The organism is Nocardia sp. NPDC003345, assembly GCF_053589395.1.
Genome location: NZ_JBSFRU010000043.1, coordinates 1 through 15,889, shown reverse-complemented (window position 1 = coordinate 15,889; position 15,889 = coordinate 1). Strand labels below are relative to the sequence as shown.

At 69.8% G+C, this 15,889-nt stretch carries 9 protein-coding genes; 8 read left to right on the top strand and 1 reads right to left on the bottom strand.

Annotated features, from left to right (window positions below; genetic code table 11):
• The first annotated feature begins 187 nt into the window (after nt 1–187).
• From ACWDU1_RS08030 to ACWDU1_RS07995, 8 genes are all read left to right on the top strand, one after another.
• Nucleotides 188–955, top strand: a complete 768-nt coding sequence (locus ACWDU1_RS08030; RefSeq protein WP_449996624.1) for an alpha/beta fold hydrolase — start codon at nt 188–190, stop codon at nt 953–955.
• 147 nt (nt 956–1,102) lie between these two features.
• Nucleotides 1,103–8,272 carry an SDR family NAD(P)-dependent oxidoreductase gene (locus ACWDU1_RS08025; RefSeq protein ID WP_449996623.1) on the top strand — a complete coding sequence of 2,390 codons (7,170 nt, stop codon included), beginning with the start codon at nt 1,103–1,105 and terminating at the stop codon, nt 8,270–8,272.
• Between the two features lie 51 nt (nt 8,273–8,323).
• Complete coding sequence (locus ACWDU1_RS08020; protein WP_449996622.1) at nt 8,324–8,974, top strand: LuxR C-terminal-related transcriptional regulator; 651 nt, start codon at nt 8,324–8,326, stop codon at nt 8,972–8,974.
• A gap of 14 nt (nt 8,975–8,988) precedes the next feature.
• The gene (locus ACWDU1_RS08015; protein WP_449996620.1) at nt 8,989–10,653 is read left to right on the top strand and encodes an AMP-binding protein; all 1,665 of its coding nucleotides are present in this window, start codon (nt 8,989–8,991) and stop codon (nt 10,651–10,653) included.
• A gap of 143 nt (nt 10,654–10,796) precedes the next feature.
• On the top strand, nt 10,797–12,257 hold the full coding sequence (locus tag ACWDU1_RS08010; protein ID WP_449996618.1) for an APC family permease: 1,461 nt from the start codon (nt 10,797–10,799) through the stop codon (nt 12,255–12,257).
• A gap of 242 nt (nt 12,258–12,499) precedes the next feature.
• The gene (locus ACWDU1_RS08005) at nt 12,500–13,645 is read left to right on the top strand and encodes an acyl-CoA dehydrogenase family protein (protein ID WP_449996616.1); all 1,146 of its coding nucleotides are present in this window, start codon (nt 12,500–12,502) and stop codon (nt 13,643–13,645) included.
• Between the two features lies 1 nt (nt 13,646).
• Nucleotides 13,647–14,096, top strand: a complete 450-nt coding sequence (locus ACWDU1_RS08000) for a PaaI family thioesterase (RefSeq protein ID WP_449996614.1) — start codon at nt 13,647–13,649, stop codon at nt 14,094–14,096.
• Nucleotides 14,093–15,580: a flavin-containing monooxygenase gene (locus ACWDU1_RS07995; RefSeq protein ID WP_449996613.1), complete on the top strand. Its 1,488-nt coding sequence runs from the start codon at nt 14,093–14,095 to the stop codon at nt 15,578–15,580. Before ACWDU1_RS08000 ends, ACWDU1_RS07995 begins: the two co-directional genes overlap by 4 nt.
• Nucleotides 15,581–15,629: 49 nt before the next feature.
• Here ACWDU1_RS07995 and ACWDU1_RS07990 read toward each other — a convergent pair.
• Nucleotides 15,630–15,889, bottom strand: a 260-nt coding sequence (locus ACWDU1_RS07990; RefSeq protein WP_449996611.1) for a winged helix-turn-helix transcriptional regulator, incomplete at its 5' end; no start/stop codon positions are given.

The following is a 15,889-nucleotide window of genomic DNA, read 5'->3' as shown; positions in this document are numbered from 1 at the left end:
CCGGCGGCTTCATGAATCCGGTCCGTCCACAAGTTTTAATAATTGTGGTGTTCTTAATCCGTCCGGCTCGAACCCTGATATGCTGCGTACGAATGGAATCGGTGAATATATCACCCGGTTGGGGGGGTTCCCGCGGGTCGGCTTGCGCTACGATTCGAACATAAGAATTCGCGATCGAAGATGCGCTGTGGCATCGGTTTTCCCCATCGACGTGGAATCGGCAGGAGCCGGTGGATCGCAATCACCGCTGTACCGCGAGAACCGGGGGTGGACGACAATGGGCACCGCGCTACTCATTCCAGGAAGTTTCGAAGGCGAATGGGTGTACGACGAAGTCGCCGATCGGCTTCGCGAGGACGGGCACCGGGTATTCTCGGTGACACTGCGCGGCCTCGAACCCGATACCGACGACCGGCCGGCGGCCACCGCCGATCTCGACGACCATATCGCCGATGTCGTGTCCTTCGTCGCCGAGCGCGATCTCGACGACCTGATCGTCTGTGCGCACAGCTACGGGGGCATGGTGCTGCGCGGCGTATGCGCGGCTCTGCCGGAGCGCTGTCTGGGAGCGATCTACGTGGACGCGTTCCTGCCGGAGCCGGGGCAATCCTGCTGGATGCTGCTCAACGATCCCCTGCGAGACGGGTTCGGGCAGTTGGGCGCCCTCGACGGCCGGACTCTGCTGCCACCGCCCGGATCGGACCCGCGCTCGGCTCCGCATCCGGTGGCCTCGCTGCTGCAGGCCAGCCGCGCCGGCGCGCCCGCACCCTGGATCCGCCACGCCTACATCTATGCGAGCGCCTGGCCCGCGACTCCGTTCACGCCGACCTACGAGCGGCTGTCCACCGATCCCGCGTGGGAGACCTACAGCATTTTCGAGAATCACGAAATCATGCGCAACAATCCGGGAATTCTCGCGGATATGTTGCACAAAATAATGGTGAATTGGACCTGAAGGTTTGTATGGGCGACGGTCGGAAACAAATGGCTCCGATCCGTCGGATGTATTCCGCGATTTCTGTCGAATAAACGGACCGCATTCTTCTGTGCCGGGCCGAATTCTGTGGTCGCGGAGAACCGAGAACAGTAGAGGATCTCCCGGATGTATCGATCGTTCGTCGATCTGTTGGTCTCGCGCTATTCGGAACAGCCGGATAGGCGCGCCTATCGATTCCTGGAAACCGGCGACCTCGACGGGCCGATTTCGGAGCTGACATATGCCGAGCTGGGCCGCCGGGCCCGGGCGGTGGCCGCGCATTTGCAGGCCGAGGGCTGGGCGGGGCAGCGGGCGCTGCTGCTGTACCCGCCGGGGCTGGGTTTCCTGGCCGGGTTCTATGGCTGCCTGTTCGCCGGAGTGGTGGCGGTTCCGGTGCCGCTGCCGGAGTTCCACGAGGCCGACCGCTCGTTGCGGCGCCTGCATCAGGTGATCGCCGATGCCGATATCGACCTGGTGCTGAGCACCCGGGAGACGATCGAAGGCCTGCGCGCGGTGGCCGCGCGGCTGCCGCAGCTCGCCGGCCTGACCTGGCTGGCCACCGAGGAAGTGCCGGGGGCATTCGCCGAGGACTGGCGTGATCCCGGTGTGGGACCGGATGATACCGCCTTCCTGCAGTACACCTCCGGGTCGACCTCGGCGCCCAGCGGCGTGATCGTCAGCCACGGCAACCTGCTGCACAATCAGGGCGCGCTCGCGGCGGCGATGGGTCATACTCCCGACCACGTCGCCGAACGGGCCGACCGGGACTGGTTCGTCAGCTGGTTGCCCGTGTATCACGATATGGGGTTGATCCTGCCCGTACTGCACGCGATCTACCTCGGGTCGAGTACCGCGCTGCTGGCGCCGGCGCATTTCGTGCAGAAACCGCAGCGGTGGCTCGAGGCGATCTCCGCGTATGGAATCCATACCGCCGGCTGCCCGAACTTCGGTTACGAGCTGTGTGTGCGGCGGGTGTCGCCGGAGACGATCGCGAAGCTGGACCTGAGCGCGTGGCGGGTGGCCTTCAACGGCGCGGAGCCGGTGCGCCCCAGCACCTTACAGCGATTCGCCGATATCGCCGCGCCCGCCGGTTTCCGGCGTGAGACGTTGCTGCCGGTGTACGGACTGGCGGAGGCGACACTGCTGGTGACCGGTGGGGTGGACGGCGGCGTGGACCGTGAACCGGTATTGCTGCACCGCGACAGAGCGGAGGAACCCGCCTGGGTTTCCTCGGGTCGTCCGCCCGAAGGCGTCACCGTGGTGATCGCCGACCCGGAGTCGCGGTCCGCGCTGCCCGACGGCAGCGTCGGGGAGATCTGGGTCGGCGGCGACAGTGTGGCCCAGGGATATCTCGGCAACGAGGAGAAAACCCGGGAGACCTTCGGCGCCGTGCTCACCGACGGCCGGGGTGGATTCCTGCGCACCGGCGACCTCGGATTCGTCTCGGACGGCCATCTCTTCGTCACCGGCCGTAGTAAGGACCTGCTGATCGTCGACGGTCGCAACCACTATCCGCAGGACCTCGAACTGACCGTCGAGAACGCCCATCCCGATGTCCGCGCGGGATGCGTCGCCGCGTTCACCGTCGACGGCGCGGAGCGCGGCGAACTCCCCGTCGTGGTGGCCGAGGTGAAGGCCACCGGCGCGACCGGCCTGGCCGAGATCGCCGATGCCGTCCGGGCCGCGGTAGCGCTGGAGCACGGTCTGGCGGTGCACGATGTGGTGCCGGTCCGGCCCCGGTCGATCTTCAAGACCAGCAGCGGCAAGATCGAGCGGCGGGCGAGCAGGACGGCGTACCTGGCCGGCGAGCTCGACCGTGCGGTCCCGGTGCCCACCGAAGACGTGCCCCGGCGGGCCTCGCCCGCCGGGGAACCGGGTACGAACCCCGCCGTCGCGGCGGATGCGACCCCGGCGCGGGTGCGGGACTGGCTCGTGGCCGCCGTGGCGGCGGCCACCTCGCTCGACCCCGGCCGCATCGATACCGAGCGGCCGCTGGCCGAATTCGGCCTGGGATCGCGAGGTCTGGTGGAACTCGCCGCGGATCTGTCGGGGTATGTGGGCGCCGAGGTGGCTCCGAGCCTGGTGTTCGACCATCCGACCATCACCGCGCTCGCCGGCGCGGTCACCTCCACGGCGCGGCCGGAACCCACCGCCGCCGGAGCCGCCGATCCGATCACTGCGGGCCCGGCGGTCCGGGCCGTTCCCGCCGCCGGGCCGGACTCCGCCGCCGAGCCCATCGCGATCGTCTCGATGGCCTGCCGGTTTCCCGGCGGCGCCGAGGACCCCGACACGCTGTGGCGGCTGCTGGCCGACGGTGTGGACGCGGTCGGCGAGGTACCGGCCGGCCGCTGGCCGGCAGCCGATCTGCTCGACCCGGATCCGGACGCCGCGGGTAAGGCCTACACACTGCAGGGCGGATACCTCGACCGTATCGACGGTTTCGATGCCGCGTTCTTCGGTATCACCGCGCGTGAGGCCGAGGTGATGGATCCGCAGCAACGTCTGCTCCTGCACACCGCCTGGGAGGCCTTCGAACGCGGCGGTATCGATCCGCGGTCACTGACGGGCACGCCTACCGGGGTGTACCTGGGCCTGTACGGCAGCGGATACCTCGACGGAGCCGATCCCGGTCAGCTCAACGGGTATGTGTCCACCGGCAATGCCGCGAGTGTCGCGTCCGGCCGGATCGCCTACGCGCTCGGATTACAGGGGCCCGCGGTGACGGTCGATACCGCCTGCTCCTCGTCGTTGGTGGCGCTGCATCAGGCCGCGCAGGCGCTGCGGGCCGGTGACTGCGAACTCGCGCTCGCCGGCGGGATCAGCCTGCTGGTGACACCGCGCGCCCATATCGAATTCAGCAGGCTGCGGGGTCTCTCGCCGACCGGACGGTGCCGCCCGTTCGCCGCGGACGCCGACGGTATCGTCTGGTCGGAAGGCGCCGGTCTGGTGGTGCTGAAGCGGCTGGACACCGCGCTGCGCGACGGTGATCCGGTACTGGCGGTACTGCGCGGGTCCGCGGTCAACCAGGACGGCCGCAGCCAGGGGCTGAGCGCGCCGAACGGGGTGGCGCAGGAGCGGGTGCTGCGGTCGGCGCTGGACGCGGCCGGACTGACACCCTCCGATATCGACTACGTGGAGGCGCACGGAACCGGCACCACCCTCGGTGACCCCATCGAAGCGCGGGCCCTGGCCCGCGTATTCGGCCCGGATCGCCCCCGGAACCGGCCGCTGGGCATCGGATCGCTGAAATCCAATATCGGCCACGCCCAGGCCGCCGCCGGGATCGGTGGCGTGCTCAAGGTGGTGCTGGCACTGCGGCACGAGCGGCTACCGGCCTCACTGCACGCCGAGGTACCGGCTCCGGGAATCGACTGGGCGGCCGCCGGGGTGACCGTGCACACCGAAGCCGCCGAATGGCCGGCCGGTGACCGCCCGCGCCGGGCCGGGGTGAGCGCCTTCGGAATCAGCGGAACCAACGCGCACGTGATCCTGGAAGAAGCCCCCCTGATCCCGGCCGACGCTCCGGCCGACGGTGGCGGAACCACCGGGCTCTTCACGCTGTCCGCGCGCACCGGCACCGCCCTGCGCGGGCAGGCCGCGCGATTGGCCGCCCGGCTGTCGGAGGATCCGGATCTGCCGCTCGCGGGAGTGGCGCGGACGCTGGCGCTGGCGCGCACCCGCTTCGGGCAACGCGCCGCCGTCGTCGCCGGCGGGCGTGACGAACTGCTGACCGGGCTGGAGACCCTGGCGGACGGCCGGTCCGGCGGGAACGTGGTGGTCGGGCAAGGCGAACCGGCCGGGCCGGGCAAGGTGGCCTTCGTGTTCCCCGGCCAGGGCGCGCAATGGGCGGGAATGGCCGTCGATCTGCTGGACGACTCCCCGGTGTTCGCCGCCGAGCTGGCCCGGATCGACGCCGCGATCCGGCGGTACACCGGCTGGTCGGTGGCTGCGGTGTTGCGCGGCGAGCCCGGCGCACCGCCCCTCCGAGCCGACGATGTGGTGCAACCGGTGCTGTTCGCGGTGATGTCGGCGCTGGCCGCCGAATGGCGCTCGCGCGGTATCGAGCCGGACGCGGTGATCGGGCACAGCCAGGGCGAGGTGGCGGCAGCCTACGTCGGAGGGGCGTTGAGCCTGGCCGACGCGGCGGCGGTCGTGGTGCTGCGCAGCCGCGCGCTACCGGAGATCGCCGGTAGCGGCGCGATGGCCGTCGTCGGGCTGCCGGAGAGCGAACTGACGGCACGGCTGGACGGCGCGGTCTCCGTCGCGGCGGTCAACAGCCGGTTGTCCACGGTGGTGGCAGGCGATCGCCCCGCGGTGACCGCGCTGCTCGACGACCTCGCCCGCGACGAGGTGTTCACCCGGCTGCTCGCCGTGGACTATGCCTCGCATACCGCACAGGTCGAGCCCTTGCGGGCGGGTCTGGCCGCCGACCTCGCGGGCATCACCGCGCAGCGCAACGGGGTCGGATGGTATTCCACGGTCACCGCCGCCGCGGTGGGCGCGGAACCGGTCGGGCCGGAGTACTGGTACCGGAATCTGCGCGAGCCGGTGCGTTTCGCCGATACCGTTCGCGAAATGCTCGCCGACGGGTACCGGTACTTCGTCGAGATGAGTCCGCATCCGGCCCTGACCACGGCTGTGCAGTCGGTGGCCGAGGAGTCCGGGCGGACCGTGGTATCGGTCGGCTCGCTGCGCCGGGAGGAACCCGGTCGCGCCGTCCTCGACCTGGCGCTGGCCGAATTGCACACCGGTGGACTGGAATTGAACTGGGATGCGGTTCTCGCTCCGGCTACGCCGGTGACGCTGCCGACCTACGCCTGGGACGAGAAACGTTTCTGGACCACGCCCGGCCCGGCGCCGGCTCGAACACCGGGGCTGGACGCCGCCGGACATCCGGTGCTGGACGTCGTGGTACCGCGTCCGGATTCCGGCGGGGTGACCCTGGCCGGCGCGCTGTCGCACCGGGCACAGCCCTGGCTCGCCGACCACACCGTCGCCGGTCGGGTGGTGGTCCCGGGGGCGGCGCTCGTGGAGTGGACGATCCGTGCCGGTGACGAGGTGGGAAACCCCGTGGTGCGGGAACTGATCCTGCGTGAACCGCTACTCGTTCCGGACGATACCGCGGTGGCCGTCCAGGTGACCGTCGGCGGCGCCGGGCCCGGCGGCGATCGCGCTGTGAGCATCCACTCGCGCGTCGGCGACAGTCCGGGGCGTCCCTGGACGACGCACGCCGAGGGCGTACTCGCGGTATCCGGCGGCCTCGCGCCGGCCGACCTGACGGACTGGCCACCGCCCGCCGCGATCGCCGTTCCGGCGGCGGACATCTACGACCGTCTCGCCGGACAAGGGTACGGATACGGCTCGGCGTTCCGGGGGCTGCGGGCCGTGTGGCGCGACGGAGCCGATCTCTTCGCGGAGGTGGAGTCGCCGGAGGGCGGGACGGATCCGACCGGACAGGCACGGGCCCACGGTATCCATCCGGCGCTGCTGGACGCGGCATTGCACGCCCAGGTGGCGGTGCGCGCGGACCCGGACGCCGAGACCGTACGGATCCCGTTCACCTGGTCCGGGGTGACGCTGTACGCGGTGGGGGCCACGGCGTTGCGGGTCCGGATCCGCGGCGTCGCCGGAGAGCGGGTGCGGGTGAGTCTGGCCGACCGGCGGGGGGTTCCGGTCGCCGAGATCGAATCCCTGACCCTCGGCGAGATCCCCATCGCGCGATTGGCCGCGGACCCGGTGCCGGACGGGCTCCACGCCCAGGACTGGAAACCGGTTCCCACGGCCCTCGCCGCGGAGCCGGTCCTCGCCTGGACCGATATCGGCACCGAGCGAAACGGCACCGGCCGGCCGGTGCTGTTCCTGCGGGCCATCGACCGGCCCCTGCCCGCGGCCGCGCGGTCGGCCACCGCCGCCGCACTGGCGGCGGTCCAGAAATGGCTGCGGCGCGCGGATCCGGAGGCGACGCTGATCGTGCTCACCGCGCGGGCCGTCGCCACCGGCGAAGCCGAAGATGTCCTCGATCGCGCCCATGCGCCGGTCTGGGGGTTGCTGCGAACGGCGCAGACCGAGAATCCGGGCCGCCTGGTGCTGGTCGACCTGGACGACTGGGACCGCGCGCCCACGGCGATCGCGGTGGCCGCGAACACCGATGAGCCCCAGCTCGCCCTGCGCGGTGACACCTGGCTGGCGCCCAGGCTGGTCCGGGCCCGGCCCGATACCGCGGCCCGCGGGTGGCCCGCCGGGGCCGATCCCGACGGCACCGTTCTCATCACCGGCGGGACCGGCGCGCTCGGCCGGCTGCTCGCGCGGCATCTGGTGACCCGTCACGGTATCCGGAAGCTGGTCCTGGCGGGCCGCTCCGGCGGCGCGGCACCCGGAATCGGTGCGCTGGTGGCCGAGTTGGCCGAGGCCGGGGCGGATGTCCGGGTGGTGGCGTGCGATCTGTCCGACCGTGACGCGGTGGCCGCCTTGCTGGCGCGGATACCCGAGCGCAATCCGCTGACGGCGGTGGTGCACGCCGCTGGAGCGCTCTCGGACGCGGTGTTCACCGCCACCGCGCCGCGGCATATCGCCGAGACGTTCGCCGCCAAGGTCGATTCGGCCTGGTATCTGCACGAACTCACCGCCGACCGGGAACTGGCGGCCTTCGTACTGTTCTCTTCGGTCGCGGGCATCGCCGGCGCGCCGGGGCAGGCCGCCTACGCGGCGGCCAACTCCTTCCTCGACGCACTGGCCCGGCACCGGCGCCATCGCGGCCTGCCCGCCACCTCATTGGCCTGGGGACTGTGGGAGCAGCCCGGGGGCCTGACCGCCGGGCTGACCGCGGCCGACCGGGCCCGGCTCGCCCGCGGCGGTGTGACCGCGCTGTCCGCGGCCGACGGACTGGAGCTGTTCGACGCCGCCGCGCGCACCGATCGATCCCTGCTGGTCCCGGCCCGGATCCAGATATCCGGCCGTGCGGCGGCCGCGAGTACGCGGCGAACGGTCGCGGCGGCCACCGCGAGTACGGAGCTGGAGGACCGGCTCTGCGGAATCGCACCGGATGAACAGGAGAGCATCCTGCTCGCGGTCATCCGGCAGCAACTCGCCGAGATCGTCGATCACGCCGATCCGGCCGGTGACGACGGCGCCCGCACCTTCAAGGAGATCGGCGTGGATTCGCTGGGCTCGGTGGAATTCCGCAACCGGGTCCAGGCGGCCACCGGATTGGCCCTCCCGATCACTCTGACGCTCGAGCACCCCACACCCCGCGCGCTGGCACGGTTCCTCCGCGCGGAACTCGGAGAGCGGGGGTGACGGCGGATGCGAACCGGGATGACAACGGTGGAACGACGAACGGAGTGCCCGGTGGCCGACGCGACAGCGGTCCGGCCGGCGCAGGCGTACACGATGGTTCTGGTCTCCGACTCACTGTTCACACGGCGTGATTTCGAGCGCTCGGTCCGCGGGGCGCGGGACCTGGTCCTGGCCGGAACGTGTCCGTGGCGGGAAGTGGCGGAGCGGTCGACGCATTGGCGCCCCGACATCGTCGTGCTGGACGCGGCCGCGGCTCCACTGCCGCAGCTGCCGGAAGTGCTGGCGCGGTGGCGTTCCGCGAACCGGGCAGCGTTGATCGCTTTGCTGATCGGCCGGGATCCGGCACCGATACACACCACGGGCGCGGACGCGGTGCTCGCGGCCGGCGCCGGTGCCGAAGCCGTCGTGCGGGCGGTGCAGGCACTGGCCTCCGGGGTCATCGTGACCACCGGAGTCGCGCCACGCCGCGCCGGACCGCGCGGCGATCCCGAGGCGCGGCAGCGGCTGTCGACGTTGACCGAACGAGAACGCGAGATCCTGCTGCTCCTCGTCGACGGGCTGTCGAATCGAGAAGTGGGGTCCCGGCTGTACATCAGCCCGGACACGGTGAAAGAACATGTCAGCCGCATTCTGGCGAAACTCGAGGTAGCCAGCCGTATCGAAGCGGCGGTCGCCGCGGTGCGGGCCGAATTCGAGCACTGAGAACAGGAACAGATATGACGATCGACGGTCTCCGCACCCGGGTGGGAATTCTGGCCGGAGAAGTGAAAGCCTATGCCCGGCTCCGGCAAACCGGTGTCCTGGACCCGACCCGCCCGCGCGGCGTGGTCCGGCTCGCGGGCGATACCCGCCGATACGGCGCCCAGGCCTCGCTGATCAGGAAGACCGCGCGCGAACGACCCGAGGCCACCGCGGTGGTCGACGAGCGCGGCGCCCTGACCTACCGGGAACTCGACGAGCAGTCCGACGCCTTGGCGAACGCACTACGGGCGCGGGGACTGCTGCCGGGGGCGGTCGCCGCTGTGGTGGCACGCGACCATCGGGGGCTGCTGCTCACCATTGCCGCCGCCGGGCGGGCGGGCGTGCGGCTGACGATGCTGAACACCGGTTTCGGCGCGGATCAGCTCGTGGAGGTGATCGTCCGGGAACAGGCGCAGGCGGTACTGCACGACAGCGAATTCACACCCGCGCTGGCCGGTCTCCCGGACGCCCTGCCCCGATACCTCACCTGGACCGGACCCGCCGCCGCGGGTGCCGGTGATCCCGCACCGGAGACGATCGAAGAATTGATCGCCGGAGCCGATACGACCCCACCGCCGCCGCCGCGGCAGCCCGGCGGTTTCGTCATCCTGACCAGCGGCACCACCGGCACGCCCAAGGGCGCGCCCCGCAGCACCGTCACCCCCTTGCTGAGCGCGATGCTGGTGGACCGGATCCCGTTTCCGCGCAACGGAACCATCCATATCGCGGCCCCGCTGTTCCATGCCTATCCGTTCGGGATGTGGACGGTAGGGGTGGCACTGGGGAACCGGATCGTGGTGGCGCGGCGTTTCGACGCCGAGGCGACGGTGCGGTCGCTGGCCGAACACCGGGCGGAACTGCTCGTGGCGGTGCCGACCATGCTGCACCGGATTCTCGAACTGGGCGAGGAGGTCCTCGCCCGTTACGACCTCTCGGCGCTGCGTGCGATCGTGGTGGCCGGATCGGCGCTGACCCCGCATCTGGCGCAGCGGGCGCAGGACACCTTCGGCGAAATCCTCTACAACCTCTACGGCTCCACCGAGGTGGCGGTGGCCACCGTGGCGCAGCCGGCGGAACTGCGCCGGGCGCCCGGTACGGCCGGCCGGGCGCCGGTGCTGGTCCACGTGGTGCTCCACGACGAGTCCGGCCGGCGTATCCGCACACCGAACACCAAGGGCCGCATCTTCGTACGTACCGGCGCGCCGTTCGAGGGTTATACCGACGGCGGGCACAAGCAGATCATCGACGGGCATATGTCGACCGGCGATATCGGCCATTTCGACGACGAGGGTCTGCTGTTCGTCGACGGGCGCGACGACGACATGATCGTCTCCGGCGGGGAGAACGTCTATCCGCTCGAGGTGGAGCAGCTGCTCGCGGATCACCCCGCCGTCGCCGATGTGGCGGTGGTCGGGGTGGACGATCCGGATTTCGGTAAGCGGCTGCGCGCCGTCGTCGTCGCCCGGACCCCGGACGCGGCACCGGATCCGCGGGAGATCCGCGAGTACGTCAAAGCGCGCCTGGCCCGGCACAAGGTGCCGCGCGATGTGCTGTTCGTCGAGGCGCTGCCCCGCAACGCCACCGGGAAGGTGGTGCGGCGTGCGCTCCAGGAACTCGAGGCCGTGCCGGACCGTGCGTGAGGATCCGGCCCCCGGCGCCGCCGGTGTTCGGCTCCCGGTGATCCGAAAACTGTGCGGGCACAGCTCGTTTCCGTTGAATCGGGACAGACGGCACGGCCCCGCGGCGGGCCCGTGGCCCGGGGCGCGCGAGGAGGGCGAGCGATATGGCGACAACTGAGGTGACCCCCGGTGAAGCGGGGAGATTGCGGGCCGGTACCGCCGGTCCGCTCGATGTCTTCGCCCAGGGGCTGGCGGCGGCGGCGCCGAGTATCGCACTGGCCGGGATCCCGGCCTCCCTGTTCCTGGTGACGGGCAAGGGCGCTGTCTGGGCGGCCGTGATCGGGGCGGTGGTCGCGCTGCTGATCGCCGTCCTGATCAGCGCGCAGGCGCGGCGAACCGTCTCCTCGGGATCGCTGGGCACCTACGCGGGCAACGGTCTGGGCCCCGGCGTCGCCTTCACCACCGGCTGGGGGCTGATCATCGGATACGTGGGCTTCTTCACCGCCGGGGTCGTCGGCGCCGTCCTGTATTTCAGCCTGTTCCTGGACAAGGTCGGTGTCGATGTCGACCATCCGGGATGGAAATTGCTGATCCTGCTGGTGGTCGTCGCGGTCGCGGTCGGTGTACCGCTGCGCGGAGTCGCGCTGTCGGCGAAGGTCGGGCTCACCTTCGAGGTGTTGTCGCTGGCCGGGATCGGGATCATCATCGTCGCCGCGTACCTCACCCAGGGCGCGCATATCGATACCGAACAGCTGAACCCGTCGCATCTGGGTAGCAGCAGCACCTATATCGCCGCGGTCACCGCGGTCGGTGCCTACGCGGGTTTCGAGAGTTCGGCCGCGCTCGGGCACGAGGCCCGCGACGCGCACCGCAGTGTCGCCCGGGGGGTGCTACGGCTGGTCCTCATCCTCGCCGTGCTCTACCTGATCTCGATCTATCCGCAGGTCACCGGTTTCGCCGACCTGGACCCCGATAAGGCGCCCCTGGCCCAGGTGGCCGCGCATTCCGGGGTGTCGTGGACCGAGTACGTGATCGGCCCGTCGGTCGGCACGGCCGCCCTGGTGTGGAGTTCGGCTGTCATCAATGCCGGGGCGCGGGGCCTGTACACCCTCGCCGCCGAGGGTGCGTTGCCGGCGGCGCTGGCGCGGGTGCATCCGACCCGCCGCACGCCGAGCACCGCGATTCTCGGCATCGGCGCGATCGGGCTGGCGACCGGTGTCGTGGCCACGGTGAGCTCGGTGGGCCGGGTGCAATTCGAAACCTACGTCGCGACATTGTCGAATTGGGGATTCATCGTCGCGTATCTGCTGGTTGCCGTTTCCACCCCGATATGGCTGTATCGGATCAAAGCGCTCGGCGCCCCGATTCTCGCGGTATCCGTGATATCGGTACTGGCGGTCGGTTATGTCATCTACCACAATCTGGTTCCGGTGCCCGAATTCCCGTACAGCATCCTGCCGTATATTTTCCTCTTCCTGCTCGGGATCGGAATCGCCCGATACGGTTACCTGAAGTGGCGGCATCCGGAGATCGCCCGGCGGGTCGGTAGCGTGCAGACGCTGTCCGGCGAGGAACGGGCCCGCCGTATCGCGCTGGGACTGCCGGCGCCCGATGACCGGTCCTGAAGTCCTCGGGTGAGGCGGTCGGTCTCCCGGCGCCACCGGCGAATCGGCCGGCCCTCGCCGTTCCCGTGAATCGGAGATGCGCGCCGAAATGATGGAAACAATTCCGTGAATGCGCCCCCCGATCGGGGGGTATTTAGCCCGGTTTGCGGACCGTAGAGTAATTATCGGGGCCGGTTCTGATCGATTTCATACGAACCGGATTCGTTCAGATACTCGATATCTATCCGGGAGCTGGGGAGCAGATGGCATCAGATCCTTTCGCCACCGAGGAGAGAGTGGCTCTCCGTGAGATGGTCCGCGGGTTCGCCGAGAAGGAAATAGCGCCGAATATCGACGATTGGGAACGCGAGGGGCTGATCCCGGTCGAATTACACCGGAAGGCGGCCGATCTGGGACTGCTCGGGCTCGGATTCGACGAATCGGTCGGCGGCAGCGGCGGTGACAGTATCGACTGGTTCGTGATGGCCGAGGAGCTGGTGCGCAGCGGCCGCTCCAGCGGCCTGCTGATGGCGCTGTTCACCCACCATGTGGCACTGATACCGGTGGCCGCGCACGGCACCCCGGACCAGATCGCCAAATACGTCCGGCCCACCCTGGCCGGTCAGAAATTGGCCGCGCTCGGGGTGACCGAACCCGGCGGCGGCTCCGATGTCGCGAATCTGCGCACCACGGCGCGACGCGACGGTGACACCTATGTGGTCAACGGCGCCAAGACTTTCATCAGCTCCGGTGTCCGGGCCGACTTCGTGGTCGCCGCCGTGCGCACCGGAGAACCCGGACACAAGGGGATCTCGCTGCTGCTGATCGAGAAGGGCAGCCCGGGATTCGAGGTCACCCGGCACCTGGACAAGCTGGGCTGGGATTGCTCCGATACCGCCGAACTCTCCTTCGACGAGGTGCGGGTGCCGGCGGAGAATCTGGTCGGCGCGGAGAACCAGGGCTTCCGGCTGATCATGGAACTGTTCGAGAGCGAACGGCTCGCGCAGACCGTTATGGCCTACGCCACCGCGCAGCGCTGCCTCGAACTCGCCGTGGACTGGACCCGTGAGCGCGCCACCTTCGGTAAACCGCTGATCGCCCGGCAAGTGGTGCGGCACACGCTGTCGGATATGGCGCGCGCGGTGGAGGTGAGCCGGGAGTTCGCGCACCAGGTCATGATCCGGACCGCCGCGGGGGAGGTGCTGGTGCCGCAGGTGTGTATGGCCAAGAAGCAGGCCACCGACGCGGCGCGGTTCGTGGCCGACGCCGCGCTCCAACTACACGGCGGCACCGGGTATATGCGCGATACCGAGGTCAACCGCCACTACCGCGACGCGCGGGTGTTCTCGATCGCCGGGGGCACCGACGAAATTCTGGCCGAAATCGTGACCAAGTGGATGGGATACTGATATGCCCCGAACGATCGATGTGTCCACCGTGCGACCCACTCCGGAGGACCTCACCGAGCTCAACGGCAAGGGTTTCGACGGCGTCGTGGGCCTGCGGCTGACCGAGGTCTCCCCGGACCGCGTCCGCGGCGAATGGACGATCGAACCGCTGCTGCACCAGGCCACCGGCGTAGTGCACGGCGGTGTGCATTGCGCGGTGATCGAATCCCTGGCCAGCACCGCCGGCTGGACCTGGCTCAACCGCGAGGGTGGCCCGGGCGGGGTGGCGCTGGGGGTGCACAACAGCACCGATTTCCTGCGCGCGGCCACCACCGGAACCCTGTCCGCGGAGGCCACGCCGATCCATCGTGGCCGGCAGCAGCAGCTGTGGCAGGTGGCGATCTCCGACGAACAACAGCGGCTCGTCGCTCGTGGCCAGGTGCGACTGCAGAATGTCGGGGTGGGGGCATGAACGCCACGCAGCGTCCGGCCGTAGCGATCATCGGGGCGGGTTTCGGCGGTCTGGCGGCCGCGATCGAACTGGAGCGCAACGGAATCGACTACGTCGTCTACGAACGCGCCGACGATCTGGGCGGGGTCTGGCACGCCAACCGGTATCCCGGTGTCGCCTGCGATCTGCCCTCCTCCATCTACGCCTATTCCTATGCGCTGGATACCGTCTGGCCCAGGCGCTTCGCCGGTCAGCCGGAGATCCTGGAGTATCTGCGCGGGACCGCCGAACGGTTCGGAGTGACCGCCAAGATCAGGTTCGGCACCGAGGTGGTGGCCGCGACCTTCGCCGGTGATACCTGGTCACTGGATTTCGCCGACGGCGCGACACGCACCTTCGACGCCGTGATCACCGCGACCGGTGTGCTCTCCCGGCCCAAGATCCCGGATCTGGACGGACTCGCCGAATTCACCGGCACGGCCTTCCATTCCGCGCAGTGGGACGATTCGGTGGATCTGACCGGGAAGAAAGTGGTGGTGGTCGGCAGCGGCGCCAGCGCGATCCAGTTGGTGCCCGCGATCGTCGATCGGGTGGGTGAGCTCACCGTGGTGCAGCGTTCGCCGAACTGGGTGGTGAACCGGCACGACCGCCGTACCACCGTGATCGGGCGGACGTTGGCGCGGATACCGGGATTCCCGCAGGCACAGCACCATCTGACCTTCCTGTGGAACGAGCACCGCGCTCCCTTGATCTTCCGCCGGCTCGACCCCGCCCGGGCCGGGCTGCAGGCGTGGGTGAAATTGAAGATCCGCCGCCAGATCCGCGACCGCGCATTGCGCCGGGCCGTGACCCCGGACTATCCGGCCTTCTGCAACCGCCTGCTGATCTCCGACGAGTGGTATCCCGCGCTGGACCGGTCGCATGTCAGCGTGTACCGGCAGGGGGTCGCACGGGTATCCGCCAACGGCGTCGAACTGGAGGACGGACGTTCGGTGGCGGCCGATGTGATCATCTGGTGCACCGGGTTCCGTACGGAGGAGTACCTGGCTCCCATCGATATCACCGGGCGGGACGGGCGGAAACTACACGCGGAGTGGAAGTCCGGGCCGCGGGCCTACCTGGGGGTCGCGGTCTCGGGCTATCCGAATCTGTTCATGATCTCGGGACCCGGCACCGGTGGCACCACGACGAATTCGTTCGTCTACATCCTGGAGCGGCAGGCCCGGTATGTGCGCCGGGCACTGGAGCACATCCGTACGTCCGGGGGCTGGCTCGATGTGCTGCCGCGGGTGCAGGATCGGCACAACGACTGGCGCCGCGAGCGGCTCGCCGCCACCGTGTACGCGGGCAGCTGCCCCGGCTGGTACACGACCAGTGACGGGAGCGCCGCGCCGATCTGGCCGGGATCGCATCTGTCCTACGGCCGGGCGACCAGGACCTTCGAACCGGCCGAATACGATCACGGCGGGCAGGTGCGGCTCGTGGAACCCGCTCCGGCGCCCTGATCCGTCCCGCGTCCGGCGGGGCCCGGCATTCCGGGCCCCGCCGGACGCGTCATGCGCTCGTCGCCCGAGCGGCCCCGGTGGTGGGTAGCGCGGTCATACCGGGCCCCGGTACCGGTGCGATATCCCGTGCCGTTAGCAATTCACCGCATTCGTCGCAGGCCAGCGTGACATGTGCCTCGCCGCCGCAATCGCGATGGGTGAAATGCACCGGGGGGCCGTCGGGTGCCATATAGCGGTCGCCCCAGTCGCGGAAGGCGATCAGGATCGGATAGAGGTCGTGACCCTTCTGGGTGAGGCGGTACTCCTCGT

What these genes read in the sequence shown, in the direction of transcription:
- ACWDU1_RS08025 (WP_449996623.1), top strand. Translation starts at nt 1,103, where the DNA reads ATGTATCGATCGTTCGTCGATCTGTTGGTCTCGCGCTATTCGGAACAG.
- ACWDU1_RS08015 (WP_449996620.1), top strand. Translation starts at nt 8,989, where the DNA reads ATGACGATCGACGGTCTCCGCACCCGGGTGGGAATTCTGGCCGGAGAA.
- ACWDU1_RS08010 (WP_449996618.1), top strand. Translation starts at nt 10,797, where the DNA reads ATGGCGACAACTGAGGTGACCCCCGGTGAAGCGGGGAGATTGCGGGCC.
- ACWDU1_RS08005 (WP_449996616.1), top strand. Translation starts at nt 12,500, where the DNA reads ATGGCATCAGATCCTTTCGCCACCGAGGAGAGAGTGGCTCTCCGTGAG.
- ACWDU1_RS08000 (WP_449996614.1), top strand. Translation starts at nt 13,647, where the DNA reads ATGCCCCGAACGATCGATGTGTCCACCGTGCGACCCACTCCGGAGGAC.
- ACWDU1_RS07995 (WP_449996613.1), top strand. Translation starts at nt 14,093, where the DNA reads ATGAACGCCACGCAGCGTCCGGCCGTAGCGATCATCGGGGCGGGTTTC.